Below are 24,760 nucleotides of genomic sequence, written 5' to 3'. Positions count from 1 at the left end.
CCCCACCGGACGCCGCGCCTCTCCCGAGACCTTTTTCTGAGACTGTTGTTCTGAGGCGTGGCACGCCGAGACGGTGGTAGTTTCTTGGTGTGCCGGCGAGACGTGAGTAGCATGACGGATCTCTCCCCGCGGCTCTCCACGGGAATCGATGGACTCGATTCGGTACTGGACGGTGGGCTCATGCCGAACCGGACGTACATGGTCCGTGGAGCGTCCGGGGCGGGAAAGACAATCGTCGGCTACCACTTCCTGTCGGCTGGGGTCGAACGCGGCGAAGGCGTCCTTTTCGTCTCCTTCGAGGAGTCGGCGGCCGACCTCCGAGCGAACGCCGAGACGCTCGGGTTCGACCTCGCCGCGGTACCGATTCTCGACCTGAGCCCGTCGCCCGAGGCGTTCCTCGACGACGAGGCGTACACGATGCTGTCGCCGAGCGAGGTCGAAGGGAAATCGACGACGACCGAACTGAAAGCGGCAATCGAGGAACGCGACCCCGACAGGGTGGTCATCGACCCGCTGAGCCAATTCGGCCGGCTCTCGTCGGACAAATACCAGTTCCGTCGACTCGTCTCGTCACTCCTGAGCTACCTCAAGCAGTCGGGGACGACGACGATGTTTACGAGCCAGCCGTCGAGCGACGACACCGACGAGACGCTCGCGTACCTCTGTGACGGGTCGCTGTCGCTCCTGCGGTCCGAGGAGGGACGGTCGGTTCGCGTCGAGAAGTTCCGCGGGTCGGACTCCCAGACGGGGCCGCACGCCATGCGAATCGACGGCGACCGCGGCATACGCGTCTTCCCGCGGCTCGTCCCCGGGTCGCACCACCGCGAATTCGCCATCGAACCGCTCTCGTCCGGCATCGACGACCTCGACGCCCTGCTCGGCGGCGGCATCGAGCGCGGGAGCATCACGCTCATCAGCGGCCCGAGCGGCGTCGGAAAATCGACCACCGGGGCCGCGTTCGCGCGGGCGACCGCCGACCGCGGCGAGCGCGCCGCAGTCTACCTCTTCGAAGAGAGCAAAGCGAGCTTCCGGCACCGCTCCGAGTCCATCGGTATCCCAATAGACGACCTCGTCGAGTCGGGGGCCCTCCGGGTCGACGCCGTCGAACCGCTCTCGCTTTCGACCGACGAGTTCGCCCACCGAGTCCGCGCCGAGGTCGAGGCGAACGGCACGGAGTTCGTGCTGATAGACGGCACGGCCGGCTACCAACTCAGCCTCACCGACGAGCGAAGCGACATCCGCCGCGAACTCCACGCGCTGGCGCGGTACCTCAAGAACATGGGCGTCACCGTCGTGCTGACCGAGGAGGTACAGCAGGTCACCGGCGCGTTCTACGCCTCCGACAACCACGTGAGCTACCTCGCGGACAACATCCTGTTCATCCGGTACATCGAGGTGCGCGGCGAGATTCGCAAGGCCATCGGCGTCCTGAAAAAGCGATTCGGTTCCTTCGAGCCGACGCTCCGGTCGTTCGAAATCGGGAGCGACGGCATCGTCGTCGGCGAACCGCTGGACGAACTCCGAGGCATCCTCACGGGGACGCCGACGTGGAACGAGGCTGAGTAACCGTGGGCGAAGACGCGTCCCGGAACGGAGCACGTTCCGCGCGAGACGCGTCCGGGGACGAGCGGATACTCCTCGCGCTCCACGGCGCTCGCGACCGCGAGCTACTGGCTGAACTCCTCGACGCGTACGAGGTCATCGTCTGGGAACGCGGCCGCGAAGGCGAAGACAGAGGTGCAGGCGAAGGCGAAGACGGAGACGAAGGTGCAGGCGAGGACCCGCTCCCGGAGTTCGACCTCTGTATCGTCGATATGGAGACCTACTCGACGGTCGCAGACGCGCTCGCCGAGCGCAAAGCCGACGCCGGTGACCGGTTCGTCCCGGTGTTGTTGACGGTCGCGCAGGACCAACAGGTCGTCGCCGCGCGACGACTCGACGACGTTCCCGACGACGTGCTCGCGGTGCCCGCACCGAAGGCGGTCATCCGGTCGCGGGTCGAATCGCTCCTCCAGACCCGACGGCAGTCGCTCCAACTCGCGTTGTACCGCCGCGCGATGGACAGCGCGACCGTCGGCATCACCATCACCGAGGCCGACGACGACCAGCCGCTCACGTACATCAACGACGCTTTCGAAGAGATGACCGGCTACGACCGCTCGGAGGTACTCGGTCGGAACTGTCGGTTTCTGCAGGGCGAAGAGACCGACTCCGAGCCGGTCGAGAAACTCCACGAGGCAATCGAAGCCGGCGAGAGCGTCGCCGTCAGTCTCACGAACTACCGGAAGGACGGGACGCCCTTCTGGAACGAACTGAAGATATCGCCGGTGTACGAGGACGGCGAGCTCACCCACTTCGTCGGGTTCCAGACCGACGCGACCGTCCGCCACGCGCTCAAGAACCAACTCGTCCACGAGACCCAAACGCTCAAACAGCTCTTCGAGACGAGTCCGGTCGGCATCGCGGTCCTCAACGACGACGGGATTATCGTGCGCGCCAACGAGGCGGCCCAGGCGGTCCTCGGTCTGCGGCGGTCGGTCGTGCTCGGACAGTCGTACGACGCCCCCGAGTGGGACCTCGTCGACGCACGCGGAGAGCCGCTCGACCACGAGGACCTCCCCTTCGACCGGGTGAGAGACACCGGCGAGACGGTCACGAACTTCGAACACGGTATCGGCGTCGACGGCGAGCGGCGGTGGCTCGTCGTCCACGCCGCTCCGCTGACCCGAAGCGACGGGGAGCACGTCGGCGTGATTGCCGCCATCGAGGACGTGACAGCACAGAAGCGACAGGAGCGCGAGCGCGAACGATTACTCGACCTGTTCGACCAGAGCCAGAAGATCGCCTCGGTCGGCGCGTGGGAGGTCAACGCGGAGAGCGGAGCGGTTCTGTTCACGAGCGGGCTCGCGGAGCTCCTCGGCGTCGACCCGGGAACGGTGTTCGACCTCTCGGAGGCGTTTTCGTTCTACCACCCCGAAGACGAACCCCTGGTCCGAGCGGCGTTCGAACGGCTCGTCGAAACCGGCGAAGAACAGTCAGTCGAATGTCGCCTCGAGATGGCTGGCGGCGAGATGCGCTGGGTGAACGTCCGCGGCGTCGCGACGCGGGAGACCGACGCCCCCGTCTTCCGCGGAACCGTCCAAGACATCACCGAGCGAAAGGCCCGGTCGGGAGAGTTAGAGCGCTACGAGCGCATCGTCGAGACGACCGCGGACCCGATTTACACGCTGGACGACAATCTCCGGTTCGTCCTCGCGAACAGCGCAACCGCCGACCTGCTGGGTCGCGACCCCGACGACCTCGTCGGCGAACACGTCTCGACGGTGTTCGGCGAGCACCACTCGCAAGCGCTGTTAGAGTCCATCGCGTCGCTCCTCGCGGGCGACAGCGACAAAGAGACCATGGAGACGGTCGTCGTCGACCGAGACGGTGCCGAGCGACAGTTTCAGACGACCATCGCGGCGAAGTCTTCGGAGGACGAGTTCGAGGGCATCGTCTGTGTCGGCCGCGACGTGACCGAGCTCCAAGAGCGCGAACGGCGGCTGTCCGTCCTCGACCGCGTCATCAGACACAACCTCCGGAACAAGATGAACATCGCGCAGGCGCACGCGGCGATGCTGCTCGAACACACCGACGACGACGTGCTCGAGTCGGCGGCGGCCATCGAGCGAGCGACCAGCGAACTCCTCTCGCTCGCCGAGACGGCCCGGAAGTTCAGCTCCGCGCTCGACCCCAACGTGGCGGAGCGAGTGCAACCACAGAACGTCGCCGACTGCGTTCGCAACGTGGTCGAGGGCGCGCAGCTCAGCTACCCCGACGCGACCATCACCGTCGACGCGCCGGACGTCGCGAACGCGCGAGCCCACACGACGTTCGAACTCGCGGTGAACGAACTCATCGACAACGCCGTCGTTTACGGCGGTGACGAGGTCGAAATCCATCTCTCGGTCACCGACGACGACGGCCCGGAGCAGGTTGTCATCCGCGTCGCCGACAACGGACCGGGAATCCCACCACTCGAACGCGAATCGCTCAACTCCGGACGAGAGTCACCGCTCCAGCACACGAACGGGCTCGGTCTCTGGTTCGTCCGCTGGGCGGTGACGAACAGCAACGGCTCGATGGAAATCACGGACAACCAACCGAACGGGACGATCATCGAACTCCGACTGCCGAGGGCCTAACGCCGAGGCGTCGCTCGGCGGACTTAGGCGACGGCAGAGACGGCCGTACCGACCGTCGTCGCCCCGAGCATCACGCCGAGTCCGAACCCGAGAATCCGGGCCATCGCCCGCCGAGCGTCCGCTTCCGTCCACCCCGTGCCGGTGTCGAGGTGGGTCTGCATCGACTCGATACCGCGGCCGAGCGCGACCGCCCCGGACCAGCCGAGGAGCCCGAACCCGAACGCGAGCGAGCCGAGCGCGAACGTCGTCTCGACGCTCCCTGCGAAATCACCGACGACCAGCGTGGCGACCAGCCAGACGGCGGCGATGAGTGCGCCCGCGAGGGCCGCGGTGCCGACGAGACGGAGCCGAACCGCCGCCCGTTCGAGGGCTGGGGGCGCGTCCGCGTCCGCCGGCTCCGGTGGCGCTGACACGGTCGGTCAGTCGACCGCTTCGCGCATCCGCGGGTCGAGCGCGTCGCGCATGCCGTCGCCGAGGAGATTGAACCCCAGCACGGTGAGCGCGAGGAAGAACCCGGGGAAGAACGACCACCACCAGACGCCCGTGAGCAGGCCCTGACTCACGCCGTTCGAGAGCATGAGCCCCCACGAGGGCGTGCCGGCCTCGGCACCGAAGCCGAGGAACGACAGCGCCGCGAGGTCGATGATGGCCAGCCCGAAGTTGAGCGTGCTCTGGACCGTGATGGGCGCGAGGCAGTTCGGCAGGACGTGCCGAATCAGCACCCGCGGGTCGGCCGCGCCGAGCGCGACCGTCGCGTCGATGTACTCGTTTTCGAGCACGGTCAACGCGGCCCCGCGGACGACCCGGGCGAACCGCGGCGTGTAGACGAGCGTCAAGGCGGCGACCGCCCGCCACAGCCCGAGTTCGTCGGGGAAGATGGCGACGAGCGCCAGCGCCAACAGCAGCGACGGGAACGCGAGCAGCACGTCCATCGTCCGCATGATGACGTTGTCGGTCACGTCGCTGTAGTAGGCCGCGACGATGCCGAGGCCGACGCCGAGGACGGTCGAGGCGGCGACCGTGACGGTGCCGAACAGCATCGCGTACCACGCGCCGTAGGCAACCCGCGGCAGGAGACTACGGGCCTGTCCGTCGGTGCCGAACGGGAAGTCGAGACTCGGCGCGGCGCGGTTCGGGTTCGTCCCGAGTTGCGACTGCGTGATGACCTCGAGGTCCAAGAACAGCCGCGCGTACAGCGCGGCGACCACCATCGCGACGATGATGGCGATGCCGGCGAGCGCGAGGCGGTTCGACAGCAGTCGGGAGACGAACGGCGACGCAGTCAAGCGGTCGATGAGCCCGCGCTGGTTGACGTCCGCCGCCGTCTCGTTCGTGGTCGTGGTTTCCGTGCTCATTGTTCGATCCTCGGGTCAAGGACGGAGTAGGTGATGTCGACGCCGAGGTTGACCAGCGTGAACAGGAACGCGAAGGTCAGGACCGTCCCCTGAACGATGGGGTAGTCGCCGACCTTGATGGCCTCGACCAGAAGCGTCCCGATGCCGCCGATGGCGAACACCGTCTCCGTGAGTACTGCGCCGCCGAGCAGGCCACCGAACTGGATGCCGATGACCGTGATGACGGGAATCATCGCGTTGCGGAAGCCGTGTTTCAGGACCGTTATCTTCGCGCCTTGGCCCTTCGCGCGGGCGGTCCGCATGTAGTCCTGCCGGATGACCTCCAGCATCGACGAACGCATCATCCGGGAGATGAGCGCCATCGAGTAAACCCCGATGACCGACGCCGGGAGAATCATGTGGCGGACCGCGGAGACGAACATCTCCCAGTTGCCCGCGATGAGGGTGTCGACCGTGACGAGCCCCGTCACCCGGATGGCCTCGACGTTGTAGAGGACCGAGATGCGGCCGCTCGTCGGGAGCCACCCGAGCACCTGCGCGAACAGCAAGATGAGAAGCGGGCCGCTCCAAAAGATGGGCACGCTGATGCCGGCGAGCGCGCCGATGCGCGTCAGGTGGTCCGTGATGCTGTCCTGCTTGACGGCGCTCAGGATGCCGAGCGGGATGCCCAGCGAGATACCGATGAGCTGGCCGTAGATGGCGAGTTCGAGCGTGACCGGCAGCTTGTTGGCGAGCACCTCGCGGACCGCGGTGTTCCGCTGGATGATGAACGACTCGCCGAACTGGAACTGCGCGGCATCGACGAGGAACCGCCCGTACTGCACCCAGATGGGGTCGTTCAGGCCGAGGCTCTCTTCGATCTGCCGGACGAACTCCTCGCTGGCGCGCTCGCCCGCGATGGTGAGCGCCGGGTCACCCGGCGAGAGGTGCAGAATGGAAAAGACGAGCGACGCCACTCCCACCAGCACGGGGACGAGCAACAGCAGCCGCTTGAGTACGAATCGTGTGGAAATCATGAAAGTCGAAGGCGCGGTCAGTGCCTCAGTTCAGGCTGACCAGGTTGAGGTACGGACCGCTGATGGCGGCGATCTGGAACCCGCTGACGCGGTTGGAGACGCCGCGAAGCTCGTCGGCGTAGTCGAGGTAGACCCACGGGGCTTCGTCGTGTGCGATCTGGTTCGCCTCGTTGTACAGCGACTCGCGCTCGGCCTCGTCGTAGGTGCTCTGGCCCTGTTCGACGAGGTCCATGTAGTCGCGGTTCGCCCACGCCGAGCGGTTACTGGTGTTGTAGCCTTCGGCGTCGAAGCTGACCCAGTCCTGTCCCTCCGTGAGTTCGCCTTCCTCTACCTGCGGGTGCAGGAGGACGTACATGAAGTTGTCCGGGTCGGCGTTGTCGGTGTACCAGCCGAGGAAACACGCGTCGTGGCGGCCCTGGGCGGTGTATTCGAGGAACGGCCCGAACGACTGCTGGTTGATGTCGACCTCGATGCCGATTTCGCCGAGGTTGGACGCGACGGTCTCGGCGGTCTGAATCGGCGACGGGTTGTAGCCGCGGGGGTTCTGGAACGTCGCCAGTTCGAACGAGAAGCCGTCACCGTAGCCGGCCTCTTCGAGGAGGCGCTGGGCCTCCTCGGGGTCGTACGGGTACGGGTCGATGTCGTCGTTGTGACCGAGGACGTTCGGCGGGAGCGGCTGGCTCGCCTGCGTCGCGAAGCCCGAGTAAATCTCGTTGACGATGGCCTCGGTGTTGATGGCGTGGCTGACGGCCTGCCGGACGCGGCGGTCGCGGAACTCCTCGCGGCTCGCCATGTTGAACGCCATGTAGCCGATGTTGATACCCTCGGTGCGGACGAGGTTCGCGTTGCTGGCGTTTTCGACCTGGACGGACGACTGCGCGCCGAGTCCGTCGATGATGTCGAGTTCGCCCGACGCGAGCGACTGGGCGCGCGTCGAGTTCTGTCCGATGGTGACGAAGACGACCTCGTCCACGTTCGGCCCCTCGCCCCAGTACTCGGAGTTAGCTTCGAGGCGGATGCGCTCGTTCGCGTCGTCGAGGTTGCTCAGCTGGAACGGGCCCGTGCCGACGGGGTTCGAACTGAGGTCCGTGCCGTACTCCTCGATTGCGGCGAGAGAGTGCACCGACGCCGCGAACATTGCCAGGTTACGCAGGAACGGCGCGTACGACTGGGTCAGCTGAATCGTCATCGAGTAGTCGCCGTCGACCTGAATCTCGTCGATCCACGAGCCGAGGGTGAACGGCCCGTACGCCGAGACGTAGTCGTCGCCGGCGTAGTACTCGTAGTCGCTGTCGACGAAGCGGCGATACGTCGCCACGAAGTCCTCCGCCGTGAACTCCTCGCCGTTGTGGAACATCACGCCCTCGCGGAGCGTGATGGAGGCCGACTGGCCCTCCAGGGAGTACTCGGTGGCGAGCCCCTGCGTCAGCGTCGACTGGCCCGGCTCGAAGTTGATGAGCGTGTCGTAGAGCTGTTCGGTCACCTTCGCGACCTCGCCGCTCGTGCTGTTCTGGAAGTCGAGCGTCGGCGAGTGGCTGCCGCGACCGTAGCGGAGGACCGACGTCGACCCGCCGTCTTCGGTCTCCGTCTCGGTCTGGTCCGTCTCGCCCTCACCGGTCGTCTCACCGGATTCGGTGGTGGTGTCCTCACCGCCGCCGCCGGAACAGCCCGCGAGTCCGGCCGTCGCTGCAGCAGCTCCTGCGGCCGTCAGGAACCGACGCCGCGAAACATCATTGCCATCTTGTGACATACGTGTACCTATCAATGACTCCCTATAAAAATAACGAAGCGCTGAAGGACGGAACGAGAGACACCGCCGACCTGTTCCGGTAAAAATACGAGACAATCAAAAAACGTCGAATGCGTGACGAGAGGCCGCATAGGCCCCGATGCGCGGTCTATTCGTCTACGAGGTGACACGCCGCGGGGTGGGTCTGTTCGCCCAGTTCGGGCGCGTCGCGCTCGCAGACGCTCTCGAATCGGTCGCGCAGAATCTCGCTCGCCTCGTCCCAGTCGTCGGCGACGACGCGTTCGAGCGCGCGGTCGACGACGCCCCGGAGTTCGGGCGACAGCGTGTGTGACAGGTGCGACTCGCGGAGTTTGTCCACGACGGCGTCGGCGTCGGCGGTGCCGCCGTCGGCGCTCACCGTCGCTTCGGCGCTCGGGTCGCCCGCATCGAGTGCCGCGTCGCGAGCGGTCTCCACGTCCAGCGACTCGCGCTCGACGCGCTGGCGGAGGTCCATCACCTCGCGGTAGGCCGCCTGCTCGATGTCGAGGTCCGCGGGCGGGATGACCTGCGGACACCGCGTCCGGAAGTGACAGCCCGACGGCGGGTTGATGGGGCTCGGCACGTCGCCTTCGAGGATGATGCGGTCGTCGGTCTCGGCGGCCGGGTCGGGCTCCGGAATCGCCGACAGCAACGCCTGCGTGTAGGGGTGCCGCGGGTCGTCGAACAGCTCGTCGGTCGCCGCGACCTCCACGATTTCGCCGAGGTACATCACGGCCACGCGGTCGGAGATGTGGCGAACCACAGAGAGGTCGTGGGCGATAAAGAGGTACGTCAGCCCGAAGCGCTCTTGGAGGTCTTCGAGGAGGTTGAGAATCTGCGCCTGCACGGACACGTCGAGCGCCGACACCGGCTCGTCGGCGACGATGAAATCGGGGTCGACCGCGAGCGCCCGGGCGATGCCGACGCGCTGGCGCTGGCCGCCGGAGAGTTCGTGCGGGTAACGGTCGTACTGGCCGACTTCGAGGCCGACCGCGTCGAGCAGTTGGTGGACCCGGCGACGTCGACGCTCGCTGGTCGAGTCGCCCGGCGTGACGCGGACGGTGACGCCCGAGACGGCGTCACCTTCGCGCTCGACTTCGACCTCGGCGCGGAGGCGCTCTTCGACGGCCACGTCGACCTCGCCGTCGGCGACCGTGACGGTCACGGTGGCGGTGGCGACGCCGTTCGAGGAGCCGACGATGGCGTCGATCTCGTCGCTCGCGGTGACCGACACGCGCTCGGCATCGATGCCGGTCACGGTGACGTCGGCCTCGCCGCGCACGTCCGGGTCGGACACGGGGAGGTCGTGGACGTCGAGGGGCTCGCGGATGGTCTGTCCGACGGTCATCCGCGGGTCCAGCGACGACAGCGGGTCCTGGAAGATCATCTGCATGTCGCGGCGCATCGCGCGGAGTTCGTCGCTGTCGAGCCCGGAGAGGTCCGTCCCCGAGAAGACGACGCGCCCGCCGGTCGGCGGCGTCAGATGCAGGAGGCTCCGCCCGGCGGTGGACTTCCCACAGCCCGACTCGCCGACTAAGCCGAGCGTCTCGCCCTCGTAGACGGTGAAGTCGATGCCGTCGACCGCCTTCACGCTCCGGTCGTCCGCCCCGAGGAAGCGGTCGAGGAGGCCGTCGGCCTGCTCGTAGTACTTCTGCATGCCGTCGACTTCGAGCAGCGGCGTGTCGGAGGGCTCGGTACCCGTCGACGATTCGATGGCGTCGCCGCCGTACTCGTCGGTGTCGAAGTCGTCGAGGATGCACTTCGAGCGGTGGTCCACGGCGTCGTCGCCGTGTTGCTTGTACGGTATCTCACCCGAGGTACACTCCGGCTGGGCCCACGGACACCGGGGGGCGAAGTGGCACCCTTCGGGCATGTCGATGAGGTCCGGCACGTTGCCCTCGATGGGCGTCAAGCGCTCTTTTTCCTCGCTCGGGAGCGATTCGAGGAGCGTGTACGTGTAGGGGTGCGAGGGGTTGTGGAAGATTTCCTCGACCGGTCCTTCCTCGACGATTTCGCCGGCGTACATGACCGCCACCCGGTCGCACGTCTCGGCGACGACGCCGAGGTCGTGGGTGATCATGAGCACGGACATGCCGAGGTCCTCCTGCAGGTCGTCGATGAGGTCGAGAATCTGCGCCTGAATGGTCACGTCGAGCGCGGTCGTCGGCTCGTCGGCGACGAGCACGCGCGGCTGGCAGGCGAGCGCGATGGCGATGAGAACGCGCTGGCGCATCCCCCCGGAGAACTCGTGGGGGTACTCGTCGACCCGCGCGCCGGGTTCGGGGATGCCGACCGACTCGAGCACGTCGATGGTCCGCTCGACGACTTCGTCGTCGATGTCGCGGCTGATTCGGGGGAGCAGTTCGCGGACCGCGTTGAACCACGAGTCCTTGCGTCGGCCGCCGTACTGGTGGAGTCGCAGGCTCTCTGCGACCTGCTCGCCGACCGTCAGCGAGGGGTTCAGCGAGGTCATCGGGTCCTGGAAGATCATCCCGAGTTCGCGCCCGCGGACGGCCCGCAGCGCCTCCTCGGGGGCGTCGACGAGGTTGACCACGTCGCCGTCGACGAAGCCGGGGTTGTTGTACTCCTCGCGGAACTCCTCGGCGAGTCGGGCGCTCTCGAGTTCGACCGACCCGGAGACGATTTCGCCGGGGTCGTCGACGAGTCCCATCGCCGACAACGCCGTCACACTCTTTCCGGACCCGGATTCGCCGACCAGTCCGACCGTCTCGCCCTCGCCGACCGTGAGGTCGAGGCCGTCGACGGCCTTGACCCGACCCCGGCCGGTCGAGAACTGGGTTCGAAGGTCCGAAAGAGAGAGTAGATTCCTCATTGAATGGGAATGACCTGCATGGCGTGAAATACCTTTTCAATTTTTGCCAATTGATACGTGGGAAACATAATGCTGAATCGCCTGCGGTCGCCCGCGTGACGCGCGAAAGCGCGCGACTGCGGCGGGAGAAGCCAAAGTTTAGGTAGCGGACTCCGACACCATGCCGCATGGAAGAACATCCGCTCTCGGACGAGTCGGGCACGTGGGAGACCGTGGTCGAAGAGTGCGAGGCGCTCGCCGACGACTATCGGGAGCGAGACTGGACGGTCGTCGTCGCCCTGCCGGGGGACGTGGTCCCGGTTCCCGGAACGGGCGACGAAGTCGTCGACCACGTCGGCCTCGACGTGGTCGTTGGCGACGACGTGTACCCCGACCTCGAAGCCGCCGTCGAGGGCGCGGCGTTCGACGAGTACGAGGCGTTCCGCGCGGTCACCGGCGGCCTCGTCTACCTCGCGCTCGTCGTCCGCGCCACCGACGACGAAGTCGCCGTCTGCCTCCCGCTATACTACCGCCTCGCGGAGTCCGAACGCATGTTCTCGCTCCTCGACGCCGGCGAGACGATGCGGACGAAGGTCCACCCGCTGGACCCCGACAAGGGCGTCGAGTTCGTCCACGAGGACCCCGACCCGCTGCTTCCGCCGGACTGGGACGCCGACCTCTCTGACGAGTTCGCCTAATCGTCGCGTCGCCGACGGTCGAAGACGCGTTTTGGCGCTGCTGGAATTCGGCGCTGTCAGGCCCGCGGCGCGATATTCTGATTTACACGGAACCGGTTCTCCGGGTCGTACCGGCGTTTCAGTTCGACCAGTCGGCCGTAATTGTCTCCGAAGGCGGCGCGAACGCGTCCGAGTCGAGACAGCGGAGCGTCCGAGCCGGACTATCGCCGTGCTGTGCTATTGTCGCCGAGGAGGCACCTAGAAGCCGTTCGACCAGTCTGGACCGTTCCGTCACGTCCGCGACCAGTCTGCGTTCGATACGCCATTGTGTCGTGTCCAAGAGGCAGTCATGACAGACGACGTGATTCTCGTACATCCGATACTCCAGGTGTCCCCACCGAAGGTCTCGCTCCGCGAGCGTGTGTGCGACGACGCCCATCACGACCGCACTCGCACCGACGGCCGCCCACGTCGCCCCGGCAAGGACGTACCCGAGAAAGGCCGCGATGGCGACCGTGGCGAAGCGTCGAGGGCTCAGCACGCCGAAGAGTCCGTCGACAACCGCGCTGCCCCACACCGCACGGCGGTTCGTGTGGTACACATCTCTCGGAGCCCCATCCGGGATACCGATTGGTGCCCATTCATCGTCGTCTGCGGCCTCAAAATCAGCCTCGGTCGGGTCACGCGGGGCGAACCGGTTGCGATTCTCGACCACGCTGTACGCGTCGAACCCGACGCGAGCGAGATAAACGAGTACGAAGAGAAATCCTGTGCGTTCGGTCGGTGACGGCCCGAATGCAACGCCCCAGACGACGACTCCCGCAAGAACGATGACCCCGAGAGTGGACCGCGGGGTGAGCACCGACAGGGGGACGAGGTCGCGGTAGTCGCGTGATTTGACGTGGCGCACGAGTGTCGCCGCCTCGCGGGCGAGCGTCGTCACGCCCGCCACGAGGAGACTCTCGACAAACATGCCGCTCCCGACGGTTGCGAACCAGAGTCCACCGCCGCTGACGAGCGAGAGACCGATGACCACTCGTCCGAGTTCGAACACACGCGGAAACGACCGTGGATAAAGCGGCGGTAGTGACGCGTGGAGGTGGACACTCCCACGCTTTTCTCGGAGCGAGCGAAACGGCGACCGCCAGCCCCACCGCGAGTCCGCGGCCACCCAGTTTTCTGCGGCACCGCGTTGGCCTGCGAACGTCGCTTCCAGCATCCGCCGGAGCGCCCCACCGGCTATCTCGACCCAGTAGACGACGAGAAGATTGACCAGACGCCAGTCGAACAAGAGGATTCCGACGAGCGGAAGCGCGTTGGCCACAGTCAGTCCAGCCAACGTGCGTCGTCCCGTCCGGCGCCGGTGCTCCGTCATCTCTCGAAGAGTTGTCAGGAACTGATTAATTCGTTATGAATTTCACTTCGGGTCGTCGGACGGACCAGCCGCTCTGCGACGGACTCGACGGTCAAAGCATCTCAGGACGTGGTGAACGTCGTTCCCGTCGTCTATTCCTCGTACTCCTCGTCATCCGCCTCGCTGACCGAAATCTCCGTCTCGTGTTCCCGGTCCGCCTCGCGCTGTAACTCCTCGGCCCGGAGTTCGGCGCGGGTGTAGGCGTCGTACACCGAGTAGAGCCACACGGCAGGCGCGAGGAGGAAACCGATGAAGACCATCACCGAGACGGAGGCGACGATGAAGCCGACCGCGAAGACGAGGCCGCGTTCGAGTTCGCGGTTGTACAGCTGTCCGAGGCCGGGGAAAATCGCCGACAGCACCGCCGCGACGAAGGGGTTGCCGCCTTCGAGGAGGTCGTCGAGCGCCGAGTCGACCGACGACTTCGGCGGGTCGCGCTGACGGACCCCACATTCGGGACAGATTTCGGCGCGCGCGTCGATGACCGCGCCACAGTCGCGGCAGAACACCTCGTCCGGGCCGCGTTCGCGAGTCGAGTCGTCCGCGGAGGGCGATGACATACCGGTTATCTGTCGGCGGGGGACGTTAGTCCTGCGGCGGTCGGACATGGGGGAATTCGCGGTCACGGCCGATGAGACCGACCACGCAGACGCCCCGCTCACAGACAGAACAGAAACGGCTTCATCAGCGCGACGCGGTCGCCGTCTTCGAGCCGCGTGTCGAAGCCGTCGAGGTTCTCGTTGAACACGCCGTTGACGAGGACGCGAGCGTAGGGGCGCGTCTGCTCTCCTTCGGGGTTCTTTCGCCACGTGCCCGGGGGTCGCTCCACTCGCGCCCACCCCCGCGTCGTCGCGTCCGCCTCGCGCTCCGCGATGACGAGGTCGCGCACGTCGTACGCCGCGAAGAACGCGTCGAGGAACGCCCGGAGCGTCTCGCCCTCGAAGGTGAACTCCACCTGATGGGTGTCCGCGGCCGACCTGACGTGCCCGGTCAGTTTGACCTCGACCGTCGTCGTCACCGCCTCGGCCGTCGCTGACGCCGCATCTGTCGCTCCCGTCTCACCTGTCGCTCCCGTCTCCGTCCGCTCGGCTGTCCCTGTCTCCATGCGTCCCGCTACGCGCCGAAGCCGAATGAGCGAGGCCCCGAACACGTTCGACCGCGAGCGCAAACCGAGCAACCGGAACGAACTGTTGTCTGGCGCACAACTAATCCACTCGCGGCACGACACGAAGGCGCAATGCGAATCGTCCCACCCCGCCTGTACGGTGCAGTCGTCCACAGCTCAGTATTCCTCGGCGCGGCGACCATCGCCGAAGTGTTCGTCGCGTCCGCGCTCGCCGGAATCACCCCGAACGCCGCCCTCGCCGTCGGCTTTCTCATCACCGTCGGCGTGTACAACTTCGACAAGCTTGCCGACCTCGACGCCGACGCCGAGAACTACGCGGAGCGGACCGCCTTCGTGGCGTCCCATCCGCGGGTGTACGCCGCGTGCTCGGTGGTCGCCGTCGCCGTCGCGATCTGGCTCGCCGTCCGGCACGGCGGCGTTTACGCCCTCGGGCTGACGCTGTTTCCGGGCGTCGTCGCGGCGTTCTACAGCGTCCCGCTCGTCCCGCTGTCGTCTGTCGACCGACTCAAGGACGTCTTTCTCGTCAACACCGCGACGGTGTCGCTCGCGTGGGCGGTCCCCGTCGCGTTCATCCCGCTCGCGGTCGCCGCGACGGCACCCGAGTACGCCGCCGGCGCGGCCGGCGCGGCCGTCGCGGCGCTGTGGTTCTTCTTCCGCTCGGCCATCTCGGTCGAAGTCCACAACGTCCGTGACGTGACGGGGGACGCCCGGAACGGCGTCGAGACCCTGCCGACGGTCGTCGGCGTCCGCCGCACGCAACTGGGCCTCTACGGACTGGAACTCGTCTCGCTCGGACTCGTCTGGGTGGCGTCGTGGGTCGGCGTCGTCCCCGTGTGGGCTCCGGTCGCGCTCCTTCCTTCGGTCGCCTATTCGACGTGGATTACCCACGCGCTCACCGGGTCGGACCGGTCGGTCGAACGACTCTGTACGCTCCGTGACGGCGAGGGCGTACTGATGGCCGTCGGCGTCGCGGTCGTCGCTTCGGTTGCCGGTCCCGCCGGTGCGTTCGTGTGACGCACACCGGACCGAGCGCCCGTGCGGAGTGACGCCGGCGTAGCTGTCGACCCGAGGCGGCCACCCCGAATTCTCGAATACCCTTTTGTCACTCGATGAATAACTATCTGGATAGTGATTCCGAACATCGGGTGGGCCACGTTCGAGCAGTTGGTGTTCGGGGGAACCGCCGGTGCGAATTTCCTCACGCAACCGGTGCCGCTCGTCGTCGTCATCGTGGGGCTGATGATACTCACCGCAGTGATAAGTGGCTACGTCGTCCTGTTCGCGTGGCGGCGACGGCCGACGCCCGGTTCGACCGGGCTGGTCGCGTTCGGCCTCGCCAGCGGGTGGTGGTCGGCAGGCTACCTCTTGGAACTCCTCGTCGAGGACCTGACGCTCAAGCTCGCGCTCGCGAACCTCCAGTGGATCGGCGTCCTCGCGGCCCCGCTGGCGTGGTTTCTCTTTTCGTGTTCCTACGCCGGTCGAGACCGCTACACCGCACCAGCGTCGCTCCTCGCGCTCTCTGTGCTCCCGCTAGCCAGCCTCGTCGCCGTGTGGACCAACCCCCTGCACCACCTGATGTGGGGCAGCGTGACGGTCGTCCCCGCCGTCGGCCGGACGATTACCGTCCTCCAGACCGAGTGGGGGCCGCTGTACTGGGTCGTGTTGGGGTACAGCTACTTGCTGTGGCTCGCCGGCTCGGCCGCCATCTTGCGGACGGCGCTCGACATGCCGACGATTTACCGACTGCAGGCAGCGACCCTCATCGTCGGGGCGCTGATGCCCGTCCTCGGAAACGCCGCCACGACGCTCCTCGAACTCTACGGCCCGGCCATCGACATGACTCCCGCGGCGTTCGCGTTCGCGGGACTCGCCTGTACCGTCGCCATCAGCCGCTACGAACTCCTCGAAGCCCGACCGGTCCCTCGGTGGGTCGCCCGCGAACGCGTGGTCGAGACGATGGCCGACGCGGTGCTCATCACCGACACGAAGTGGCGCGTCACCGACGTGAACCAGTCGGCCGCGCGGATTCTCGGCGACGACAACGCCGAACTCAAGGGCCGGCCCATCGGCGACGTCATCGAGGAATTCTCGCCCGACCAGCGGGACACAGACCAGATTACGGTCAGACTCGGGTCGGGCCAGCGGTACTTCGAACTTCGGACGAGCGCCTTCACCGACCACCACGGTCGCGACATCGGCCACGCGCTCGTCTTCCGCGACGTGACCGACCGCCGACTGAACCTCCAGCAACTCGAGGTGATGAACCGCGTCCTCCGGCACAACCTCCGGACTGAGGCGAACCTCCTCGAAGGCTACGCAAACCTCGTCTTGGACGACATCGACGACAGCGAACTCGCCGACGCGCGGGACCACGCCCAAATCCTCCACGACCACGCATCGACGCTCGTCAACATCAGCCAGAAGGCGCGGAAACTCGGCGCGGCCCTCGGGAGCGACGGGAACGGCGATATCCGCCTGCTCCCCGCGGCCGTTCAGATACGGGCCGCCGCCGACGCCGTCCGAGCCGACTCCCCCGGTGCGAACGTCCGCGTTATCGACCTTCCAGACCACGAAATCGTCTGTGCGCCCACGCTCGAACCAATCGTCCGCGAACTCGTCGAAAACGGCGTCCAGCACAACCCGGTGGCGACGCCTGTCGTCTCGGTGACGACGACCCGCGAGGGCGACGAACTCGTGATTCGCGTCGAAGACGACGGCCCCGGCATCAACGCGAGCGAACTCGCCGCCATCAACGCCCACGGCGAGACGCAACTCAGACACGCCAGCGGCCTCGGCCTGTGGCTGGTGAAGTGGGGCGTCGACCAACTCGGCGGCACCGTCGCGTTCCACTCCCACGACGTAGGTGGGACGGAAGTGGTGCTTCGGATTCCGGCGGTGCGGGGTGAGTAGTGTGCGTCCGGACAAGCCGTGACCGGTCGCGCTCGATTCCAAATTTGATAATTTCCGAGGACATTATTAGTCAAATTTTCAATTATTAATGAGGCATCTGTAATGCTCGAATCGGCATATCTGCCCGGAGAGTCTCGAATTCGTCGGTTTCTGCGAATCCAACATCGGTGGTCGGACGCAGTAAATTCTTAAATATGAATACTCGGCAAGCCACGGTGTATGCCTACCCAAGGCGATAACAACGGGTCGGAGCGGCCCACTCCGACCCTCGAATTCGGTGCCGCCTCGGCTCCCGCGGCGGCGGGCGCGGTCCCAGCGCCCGTCCCCCCGGACGACCCGAACGCGTGGTACGCGCCGACCGTCCGGTCGCAGTACGAAGTTGCCCCCGACACCGTCGTCACTATCAGCGACGCGGACCACGGCTTCGACTACGCGGTCCGAGAGCCGACGCTCGGCGCGCGTGAAGCCGATGCGTTGGCGACCGTCCGCGACCACTTCTCGACCGTCGTCCGCCGACGGCCGCTCACTCGCGAGGGCGCGGCCGCTCGCGCGGAGACCGGCCTCTCGCCGAAGTACCGCCGCATCTTCGACCGCCTGCTCGACCTGACGCCGAGCGCCCGCAGACGCGTCGAACACCACGCGCTGTCCGAGCTACGGCTCCTCGGCGAAGTCACGCCGCTGGCGCTCGACGAGCGAATCGAGGTCGTCGACGCCGGCCGCGGCGACGGCTCCGAGCGGTTGGTCGTCCACACCGAGGCCTTCGCACCGGCGGCGACCGACTTCGACTCCGACGTGAGGTTCGCGGACCGCATCGCCGCCGAGCGGGTCGCTCACTACACCGTCCCGTTCGCAGGCTACGACGTGGACGTGGTCGTCTACCGGGACCGGCTCCTCGGCGACGACCACTTCGCCACGAAGTACGCCGTCCTCGAACCGGACCTCGTGCCCGGCGACGCCGAACTCATCGAGGAGTGCAAGGAGCGAATCTGGGAGGCGAACGTCGACGACGTGGTCGCAGACCGCATCGACTTCGTCCGCGACCGCGCCCGCGAGTTCCTCTCGCGGCGACTCACCGCTCGCAACACCCGCGCGTGGGTCGACGCGACGCGATTCCGCGTCCGCGCCGCGCTCTCGGAGTACGGCCTCGCGCTCCCGCCGGTCGACCGCCGGTTCGCCGAGGACCGCCTCGACGACCTCGTCTACTACGTCCTCCGCGACTACGTCGGCGAGGGCGTCCTCACCGTTCCCATCCGCGACCCCCACCTCGAAGACGTAGAGGCCAACCGGGTCGGCGAACGGGTCAAAGTCATTCCGCGGGCGGACGTGACTGGCCGCGGCGGCCTGCGGGTGCCGACGAACCTCGTCTTCGAAGACGAGACCGAGTTCACGAACGTCGTCACCCAACTCGCCGCCGCCGACGGCGTGGAGTTGAACGCCTCGAACCCGAGCGCGAAGGTGAACCTCCGACCCGGAGCGGTCGGCGGCGACCCCGCGTCGGCCGACACCGACGAGACGATTCGCTGCGCCGTCGCCCTCCCCGTCATCTCCGAGGGCGGCCCGCACGTCTCGATTCGGAAACAGACTGGCGACGTGCTCACGCCGGTCGACCTCGTCGAAAGCGGTTCGGTCTCGACCGAACTCGTCACCCTGCTGTGGCTCTGTTACGAGCACCATCGTGTCGTCCTCTTTTCGGGCTCGACGGGGGTTGGAAAAACGACGTTGATGAACGCGTGCATGCCGTTCGTGCCCTACGACCACCGGCCCATCAGCATCGACGAGGGTTCTCGCGAGGTGCATCTCCCCCACGAGACGGGCATCTCCCTGACGACCCGCGACCACGAGTCCGAGTTCAAGCGCGTCTCGATGGCCGACCTGATGACCGAGGCGAACTACCTCAACCCCGACGTGGAGGTCATCGCCGAAATCAACACGCCCGAGTCGTTCGCCACGTTCGCCGAGACGCTCAACACCGGCCACGGCGTCATCGGCACGACTCACGCCGCCGACGTCGAGACGCTCGTCAATCGCGTCATCGAGCAGGGCCTCCCGCCGTACCTCCTCCGCGAACTCGACCTCGTCGTCTTCCCGCACAAGGTCGACGGCGAGCGGTACGTCTCCGAGGTGGTCGAACTCGTCCCCGAGTCGGAGTACGACGAGACGTGGGGTCGCCGCGGCGTCGTCGAGAAAGACGGGCGGACGCTCCACTGGAACACGGTCGGCCGGCGAACGCCGGACGGTTCGTTCGACCTCTCGTACGAGCACCCGCAGTTGGGCGACGACCGCCGACGCGCCGGCATCCGATTGTTCCACCGCATCGCCGAGGCCACAGACCGCGACGTGGAGGCCGTCGAGCGCGAGTTCCACCGGAAGCACCGCTACGTTGAATACCTCGTCCGCGAGCAGGTGACCGACGTGGACCGGTTGTTCGGCTTCCTCTCGGACCTCCGAACCGACGAAGCCGCAACGGTCGAGCGCGTCCGCCGGCGGATGGCCGAGCGGACCGCTGACGGCAGAGATAGCGCCGACGGTGGAGACAGCGCCGACGACACGCGGGGGGTCGACTCCGACGCTGACGGCGAGGTCGACCCGTGACCGGATTCGACGCCGGACTCGAAGAGCGCCGGGTCGGCCGCGTTCGCTCGCTTTCGGTCCTCGACAGGGCGCTGTACGCGCTGTTCGCCCGCCACGTCGACGCCACCCGACACGACCGAGACCGCCGCCGCTACCGCGGTACCGACATGCGGATGAGCTTCGACCTCTACCTCGCTCGCGCCTACGGCCTCGCGTGGGCGGTCGGACTGTTCGTCGCATTCCCGACGGTGCTCGTCTTCCTCGCGGTACCCGACTCGGCGATAGATGCCGCACTCTCCGTCCTCCGCGCGGCGCTTCCACCTCTCGAATACGTCCCAGTACCCGTCGTTCCCCGACTCCCCGTGGCCGGGCTGTTCGCCCTCGGGGCGGCAGTAGCGACGCGACGCGTCGTTCTCGCCGTCGCCGGGCGGTACCTCGGCTGGCGAGCGACCGCCCGGCGGGAGAACATCGAGCGAACCCTGCCCGGCGCGGTCCGCTACCTGCACGTCCTCTCGTCGGGGAGCGACGGCCCCCGCGAGATGCTCCGGCGCGTCGCCGAGACCGACGCCTACGGCGAGACGGCCGTCGCCTTCCGTGGCGTCCTCAACACCGCCTCGCTGACCGGCAACGTGAACGAGGGCCTGCGGCGCGTCGCCCGCGACACGCCCTCCGAGGGGATGCTCGCGCCCTTCCTCTTGAAGTTCCGCGAGCACGCCGGACAGGGCGACGACGCGCTCCGGAACTACCTGCGGATGGAGAGCCGGATGCTCGGCCACCGGCAGGACCGCGCCCGCGAGCGCGCCGAGGGCTTCCTCGAACTGCTCGCCGAACTGTTCATCGTCCTCCTCGTGCTCCCGTCGCTGCTCGTCATCGTCCTCACGGTGATGAGCGTCATCGCGCCCGGCCTCTCCGCGCCGGTGGTCACGCCGCTCGGACAGACGACCACCCGCGGCATCGTCGTCTACGCGAGCGCCGCGTTCATCCTCGGCGTCGGTCTCGGCGCGAGCGTGCTCGTCGCCGGGCTCCGACCGCCGGACCAATCGGTCGAGTACGACCGGCCGACCGGCGCGTTCCGCGTCCTCGACTCGGCGCTCTGGAACCCGGCCAGCGCGGCCGTCGTCTTCGTCTTTCCGGGGCTCGTCGTGGCCGGCGTCGCGGCCCTCGCCGGCGCTGACGCCGTCGGTGTCGCGCTCGTCGGCTACGTCGCCTACGCGGCCCCGGTCGGACTCGTCGGCGTCCGCCGCGCCCGCCTCGACGACGCGAAGGACCGCGAGTTGAAGGACTTCGTCCACGCCGTCTCGGGACACGTCAGTCTCGGACGACCCTTCGGTGACGCGGTCGAGCGCGTCGGCCGCGACGTGGACCTCGGCCCGCTCGATTCGGACGTGGCCGACCTCGCGCTCAACCTCCGGTTCACCGCACCGAGTTCCGGGACCGACGTGAACCTCCGAACGGCCGCGTTGGCTCGGTTCGTCGACCGCGTCGGGACGCCCATGGCCGAACAGACCATCGGCCTCGTCGTCGGCGCGCTCGACGGCGGCAGCGACACGGGAACCGTCTTCGACACGCTCCAGACCGAAATCGGCCGCCTCTACCACGAAAAGCGCGCGCTCCGGTCGGGACTGCTCGTCTACGTCGCGGTTGGCTGGACGACCGCGCTCCTCGTCGTCGGCATCACCGTCGCCGTCAACGTCCACGTCTTCGACGGCTTCGCCCAGCTCTCGACGCTTTCGACCGGCGGGTCGTTCGCCATCAACGCCGGCGCGGTGGACCTCGAACGCGACCGCTACCGGATGTACGTCGTCACCCAGGCGACGATGCTCGCGTCGGGGTGGTTCTCCGGGACGGCCAGCCGCGGTCGCTACGAGGCGCTGTTACACTCCGCCGCTCTCGTCGTCGCGTGCTATCTCGTCTACGCCGGGGTGGGACTGATATGACCGCGACCCGCGGGCAGGCGAACATGGTCGGCGTCGCGCTCCTGCTCGGCATCGGCGTGGTCGCCATCGGCCTCTTGACCGCCAGCGTCGGCGGCCTCGTGGATGCCCAAATCGCGACCGCGGACGCCGACGCCGCCGCGGACGGCTTCTCGTCGCTCCGGGACGGCGTCGCCGCCGGCGCGAACGACAGCTACCCGATTCGCGTCACCGACGGCGACCTCTCGCGAGTGAACAGGTCGGTCCGAATCATCCCGGAGGCGGGAACTAACAGGACCTACGACGCCGACGGCTACGTCGCCGACCTCGGCGGTCAGCGCGTGGCGTTCGTCGGCGGCGCGGTCGTCCGCGGAACCGGCGACCGCGCCGTGCTCGTCACGCCCGTCCCGCTGTCGTTCGCCGGCGACGCGGCGTTTCTCACGGTGCCCGTTCTAACCGCCGACGCCACCGACGGCGGCGGCCTCGGCGGCGGTGCAGCGCTTCGAACGCGAACGACGCGAACCGTGACCGACCTCCCGACAGACGGCTACGCCGTCGCCATCGAGACAGCGACCCCGGTCGCGTGGGAACGCGCGTTCGAGGGCCGCGGGTTCGATACGAGCCGAGCCGACTTCGACGGCGACGGCACCGAGAGCGTCGTCGCCGTCGTCTCCGGCGACCGAACGCTCACCGTCGCTCGATACGACCTCGCCGTGGTGGTCGACCGTGGCTGACGCTCCTCGCCGGCCGACCTCGTCACCGACCGAACCTGCCCGCCGCACCGCCGACCGTGCCGTGGTCCCCGTCGTCGGGAAAGCGCTCGAAGCCGCCATCGCCGTGCTGTTCATCGGACTCTTGACCACCGTGCTCCTCGGCGGCGTCGTTCCCGACCACCGCGCCGCGGTCGGCCACGAGCTCGCCGACCGGACGCTCGCAACGGCCACCGACCGGGTCGAAACCACCGCCGTCGTCCCCGAATCGGCGGTCGTCGGGTCCAGGCGAGCCGACGTTGACCTCCCGCGAACGATTCGCGGGAGTTCCTATCGCGTCGCGTACGTCCCGAACGCCACGTTCGGGGGCGACTCGAACGCGACCGCCCCGGCACTGGTCCTCGACCATCCGAACGACGCGTTCGACCGGCAGGTCCCGGTCACGCTCCCCGAATCGGTGACCGTCTCGGGCACGTGGGACAGCGGAAACGACTGCGTCGTTCGCGTCGTCGTCGGCGACGACGGCGCGACGCTCGAACTCACGAACGAACCTGTGTCGGGAGGGACTGATGAGTGACCGTAACCGGCCCGCAGCGCGCGCACAGACGACGCTCGCCGGACTCGCGGTGGCGCTCGTGCTCGTGACCGCGGTCACGGTCGGGGGCGTCGTCGCCGCCGACCGGGCCCTCGCGGACGCGGCCGGTGAGTCGCTCGAACAACACCGCGCTGAGCGCACCGCCGACGCGCTAGTCACGGAATCCCCGCTGGTCTCATCTGACAATGGGAGCGCGGCCGAGGCAATCGACCTGGCGCTCGCGAACGACACGAACGCCACCGAACTCGCCGCCGCCGTTCCGTCTCTCCGCGGCGTCGCGTTCCGCGTCCGGGTCGATGACCGGACGATAGCCGAGCGGGGCGACCTGTCGGGCGGCCACACGGTCAGCCGCGGTGCGCTCGCCGTCAGTCGACGGAGCGTCGGCGGGACCGTCGACCTCTCGGAGGAGACCACCACGACGCTCGACGGGCGGACGAACCGCGTTCGACTCGACGTGAACCCCGGGTCGAACACGACTGTTCAGACGGTTCGAGTCGGCGACAGGGTCGTCCTCCACCGACCGACCGGAATCGAAGGGGTACGCGTCGTCGAGGTATCGTCTCGCGCGAGCCCCGTGATTCGAGTCGAAACCGCCGAGTCCGACCCGTCCGGGAGCGTCGACGCGTCCGCAACCGCGTTCGATTCGACGGTCGTGCGAATCGAGGTGACCGTCGATGTGTGAGCGTCACGGCGAGCGTTCGCGGCGGTTGAGCTGTCGCCGTACGGACGACGCCTCCGCCCGGACGGAAGACCGAGGACAACTCTCGCTGACGGTCGTCGAAGCGGCCGTCGCGACCCTGCTCGTCCTCGCCGTCGCGGCGGGGTTCGCACTCGCGCCGCCCGCGCCGGCTTCCGAGGCGGACTCGCTGGAGCGACAGGCGGCAGATGCCGCGTCGCTGGTGGCGACCGTGCCGGCGGGCGCGACGGGAACGCTTCTCGGCTCGGCCTGCGCTTCGTCGGGCGACTTCGACGCCCGTGCAGCGCGGCTTCACGAGGTCGCTTCGGCGGGGCTCCCGAGCGGGGCGTTCGTCTCGCTCCGAACCGACGTCGGGTCAGTCGGTAGGCCCCCGCCGGAGACCGCACGAGTCGGGAGTGCGACCGCCGCGGTCCCGCGCTGTACCGCGACGGTGAAGGTGTGGTACCCGTGACTCGTGTCGGGAGTTCGGATGACGACGTCACCACATCGAACGACGACCGCGGGCAGTTGGTGCTCGTCTCCGGTGCGGTCGTCGCCGTGGCCCTGCTCGCGCTCCTCGTCGTTCACGCGCAACTCGGCTTCGCCGGCGTGGTCGAAACCACCGAACCACCGCCGCTGGACGACGTCGTTGAGACGACCGATGGCGGGGTCGAAATGGCGGCCGCCGGCGTCGCGGGTCGGTACGATTGGGCGGCGAGAGACGTCGCAGTCGAGGATTTTCGCTCGCGACTCGACCCCGCGCTGGCGAACGTCGAGCGCGCGCACGCCGGCGAGGGCGGCGTCGCGCTGCGGACGAACGACTCCGCGGCCGCCGGCTGGGCGCTCAGGAACTGTCCCGACGGCCCGTACCGGGAGTTCGGTCCCTGCGTCGTCGACGACGGCGTCGTCGTCCAAGAGCGCGCGGGAGAGACGGCCGTCGTCGCCGTTCTCGTCGACGTTCGAATCGCGACGCCGCGCTCGCGGACGGCCCTGACGGTCGCCGTGCGCCCGAACTGAACGCGGTCGAAAAGGC

21 protein-coding genes are annotated in these 24,760 nt (G+C 67.7%); 12 read left to right on the top strand and 9 right to left on the bottom strand.

Going from position 1 to position 24,760, the window contains the following annotated elements:
- Positions 1–111: 111 nt before the first annotated feature.
- Together C5B91_RS01665 and C5B91_RS01660 are read left to right on the top strand one after the other, a co-directional pair.
- Complete coding sequence (locus C5B91_RS01665; protein WP_115819011.1) at positions 112–1,566, top strand: ATPase domain-containing protein; 1,455 nt, start codon at positions 112–114, stop codon at positions 1,564–1,566.
- Positions 1,567–1,568: 2 nt separating this feature from the next.
- The gene (locus tag C5B91_RS01660; RefSeq protein WP_115819010.1) at positions 1,569–4,184 is read left to right on the top strand and encodes a PAS domain S-box protein; all 2,616 of its coding nucleotides are present in this window, start codon (positions 1,569–1,571) and stop codon (positions 4,182–4,184) included.
- Positions 4,185–4,207: 23 nt separating this feature from the next.
- Here the strand turns inward: C5B91_RS01660 and C5B91_RS01655 are convergent, their stop codons facing one another.
- The 5 genes from C5B91_RS01655 to C5B91_RS01635 form a co-directional block, all read right to left on the bottom strand.
- Positions 4,208–4,597 (bottom strand): hypothetical protein, encoded by a 390-nt coding sequence (locus C5B91_RS01655; protein ID WP_008091947.1) that lies wholly within the window; start codon positions 4,595–4,597, stop codon positions 4,208–4,210.
- A 6-nt stretch (positions 4,598–4,603) separates the two neighbouring features.
- Positions 4,604–5,539, bottom strand: a complete 936-nt coding sequence (locus C5B91_RS01650; protein WP_008091946.1) for an ABC transporter permease — start codon at positions 5,537–5,539, stop codon at positions 4,604–4,606.
- Positions 5,536–6,555, bottom strand: coding sequence for an ABC transporter permease (locus tag C5B91_RS01645; RefSeq protein WP_008091945.1), 1,020 nt, complete (start codon positions 6,553–6,555; stop codon positions 5,536–5,538). Before C5B91_RS01645 ends, C5B91_RS01650 begins: the two co-directional genes overlap by 4 nt.
- A gap of 25 nt (positions 6,556–6,580) precedes the next feature.
- Positions 6,581–8,305 carry an ABC transporter substrate-binding protein gene (locus C5B91_RS01640; RefSeq protein WP_008091944.1) on the bottom strand — a complete coding sequence of 575 codons (1,725 nt, stop codon included), beginning with the start codon at positions 8,303–8,305 and terminating at the stop codon, positions 6,581–6,583.
- 148 nt (positions 8,306–8,453) lie between these two features.
- Positions 8,454–11,156, bottom strand: a complete 2,703-nt coding sequence (locus C5B91_RS01635; RefSeq protein ID WP_115819009.1) for an ABC transporter ATP-binding protein — start codon at positions 11,154–11,156, stop codon at positions 8,454–8,456.
- Between the two features lie 167 nt (positions 11,157–11,323).
- Here C5B91_RS01635 and C5B91_RS01630 point away from each other — a divergent pair, with 167 nt between their 5' ends.
- Positions 11,324–11,833 carry a hypothetical protein gene (locus C5B91_RS01630; RefSeq protein ID WP_115819008.1) on the top strand — a complete coding sequence of 170 codons (510 nt, stop codon included), beginning with the start codon at positions 11,324–11,326 and terminating at the stop codon, positions 11,831–11,833.
- 56 nt (positions 11,834–11,889) lie between these two features.
- Here the strand turns inward: C5B91_RS01630 and C5B91_RS22610 are convergent, their stop codons facing one another.
- From C5B91_RS22610 to C5B91_RS01610, 4 genes are all read right to left on the bottom strand, one after another.
- Complete coding sequence (locus C5B91_RS22610; RefSeq protein ID WP_342339136.1) at positions 11,890–11,955, bottom strand: BBE domain-containing protein; 66 nt, start codon at positions 11,953–11,955, stop codon at positions 11,890–11,892.
- Positions 11,952–13,187, bottom strand: a complete 1,236-nt coding sequence (locus tag C5B91_RS01620) for a DUF6498-containing protein (protein WP_115819007.1) — start codon at positions 13,185–13,187, stop codon at positions 11,952–11,954. The genes C5B91_RS22610 and C5B91_RS01620 overlap by 4 nt, the downstream gene beginning before the upstream one ends.
- A 131-nt stretch (positions 13,188–13,318) precedes the next feature.
- Positions 13,319–13,786, bottom strand: coding sequence for a zinc ribbon domain-containing protein (locus tag C5B91_RS01615; RefSeq protein WP_049968101.1), 468 nt, complete (start codon positions 13,784–13,786; stop codon positions 13,319–13,321).
- A 98-nt stretch (positions 13,787–13,884) separates the two neighbouring features.
- Entirely contained in the window at positions 13,885–14,331 is a 447-nt protein-coding gene (locus tag C5B91_RS01610) for a MoaD/ThiS family protein (protein WP_115819006.1), read from the bottom strand.
- Positions 14,332–14,463: 132 nt separating this feature from the next.
- Between C5B91_RS01610 and C5B91_RS01605 the strand changes: the two genes are divergently transcribed.
- The 9 genes from C5B91_RS01605 to C5B91_RS01565 all read left to right on the top strand — a co-directional run bounded on the left by C5B91_RS01605 (position 14,464) and on the right by C5B91_RS01565 (position 24,744).
- Positions 14,464–15,366, top strand: coding sequence for a UbiA family prenyltransferase (locus tag C5B91_RS01605; RefSeq protein ID WP_049968099.1), 903 nt, complete (start codon positions 14,464–14,466; stop codon positions 15,364–15,366).
- 114 nt (positions 15,367–15,480) lie between these two features.
- Positions 15,481–17,262, top strand: coding sequence for a histidine kinase N-terminal 7TM domain-containing protein (locus C5B91_RS01600; protein ID WP_115819005.1), 1,782 nt, complete (start codon positions 15,481–15,483; stop codon positions 17,260–17,262).
- Positions 17,263–17,481: 219 nt separating this feature from the next.
- On the top strand, positions 17,482–19,854 hold the full coding sequence (locus C5B91_RS01595; RefSeq protein WP_049968097.1) for a type II/IV secretion system ATPase subunit: 2,373 nt from the start codon (positions 17,482–17,484) through the stop codon (positions 19,852–19,854).
- Positions 19,851–21,770, top strand: a complete 1,920-nt coding sequence (locus tag C5B91_RS01590) for a type II secretion system F family protein (RefSeq protein WP_008091924.1) — start codon at positions 19,851–19,853, stop codon at positions 21,768–21,770. Before C5B91_RS01595 ends, C5B91_RS01590 begins: the two co-directional genes overlap by 4 nt.
- Positions 21,767–22,480 carry a hypothetical protein gene (locus C5B91_RS01585; RefSeq protein ID WP_115819004.1) on the top strand — a complete coding sequence of 238 codons (714 nt, stop codon included), beginning with the start codon at positions 21,767–21,769 and terminating at the stop codon, positions 22,478–22,480. The genes C5B91_RS01590 and C5B91_RS01585 overlap by 4 nt, the downstream gene beginning before the upstream one ends.
- A complete protein-coding gene (locus C5B91_RS01580; protein ID WP_049968095.1) occupies positions 22,473–23,033 on the top strand; it encodes a hypothetical protein in 561 nt (186 codons plus the stop codon). Before C5B91_RS01585 ends, C5B91_RS01580 begins: the two co-directional genes overlap by 8 nt.
- On the top strand, positions 23,026–23,733 hold the full coding sequence (locus C5B91_RS01575; protein ID WP_049968094.1) for a hypothetical protein: 708 nt from the start codon (positions 23,026–23,028) through the stop codon (positions 23,731–23,733). The genes C5B91_RS01580 and C5B91_RS01575 overlap by 8 nt, the downstream gene beginning before the upstream one ends.
- The gene (locus C5B91_RS01570; RefSeq protein ID WP_081909189.1) at positions 23,726–24,199 is read left to right on the top strand and encodes a hypothetical protein; all 474 of its coding nucleotides are present in this window, start codon (positions 23,726–23,728) and stop codon (positions 24,197–24,199) included. Before C5B91_RS01575 ends, C5B91_RS01570 begins: the two co-directional genes overlap by 8 nt.
- Positions 24,196–24,744 (top strand): hypothetical protein, encoded by a 549-nt coding sequence (locus C5B91_RS01565; protein WP_008091919.1) that lies wholly within the window; start codon positions 24,196–24,198, stop codon positions 24,742–24,744. The genes C5B91_RS01570 and C5B91_RS01565 overlap by 4 nt, the downstream gene beginning before the upstream one ends.
- Positions 24,745–24,760 lie beyond the last annotated feature (16 nt).

Origin of the sequence: Haloferax sp. Atlit-10N (genome assembly GCF_003586325.1) — an archaeon.
In the GTDB taxonomy this organism is placed as follows: domain Archaea; phylum Halobacteriota; class Halobacteria; order Halobacteriales; family Haloferacaceae; genus Haloferax; species Haloferax prahovense.
This window is presented reverse-complemented; position numbering and strand designations above follow the sequence as displayed.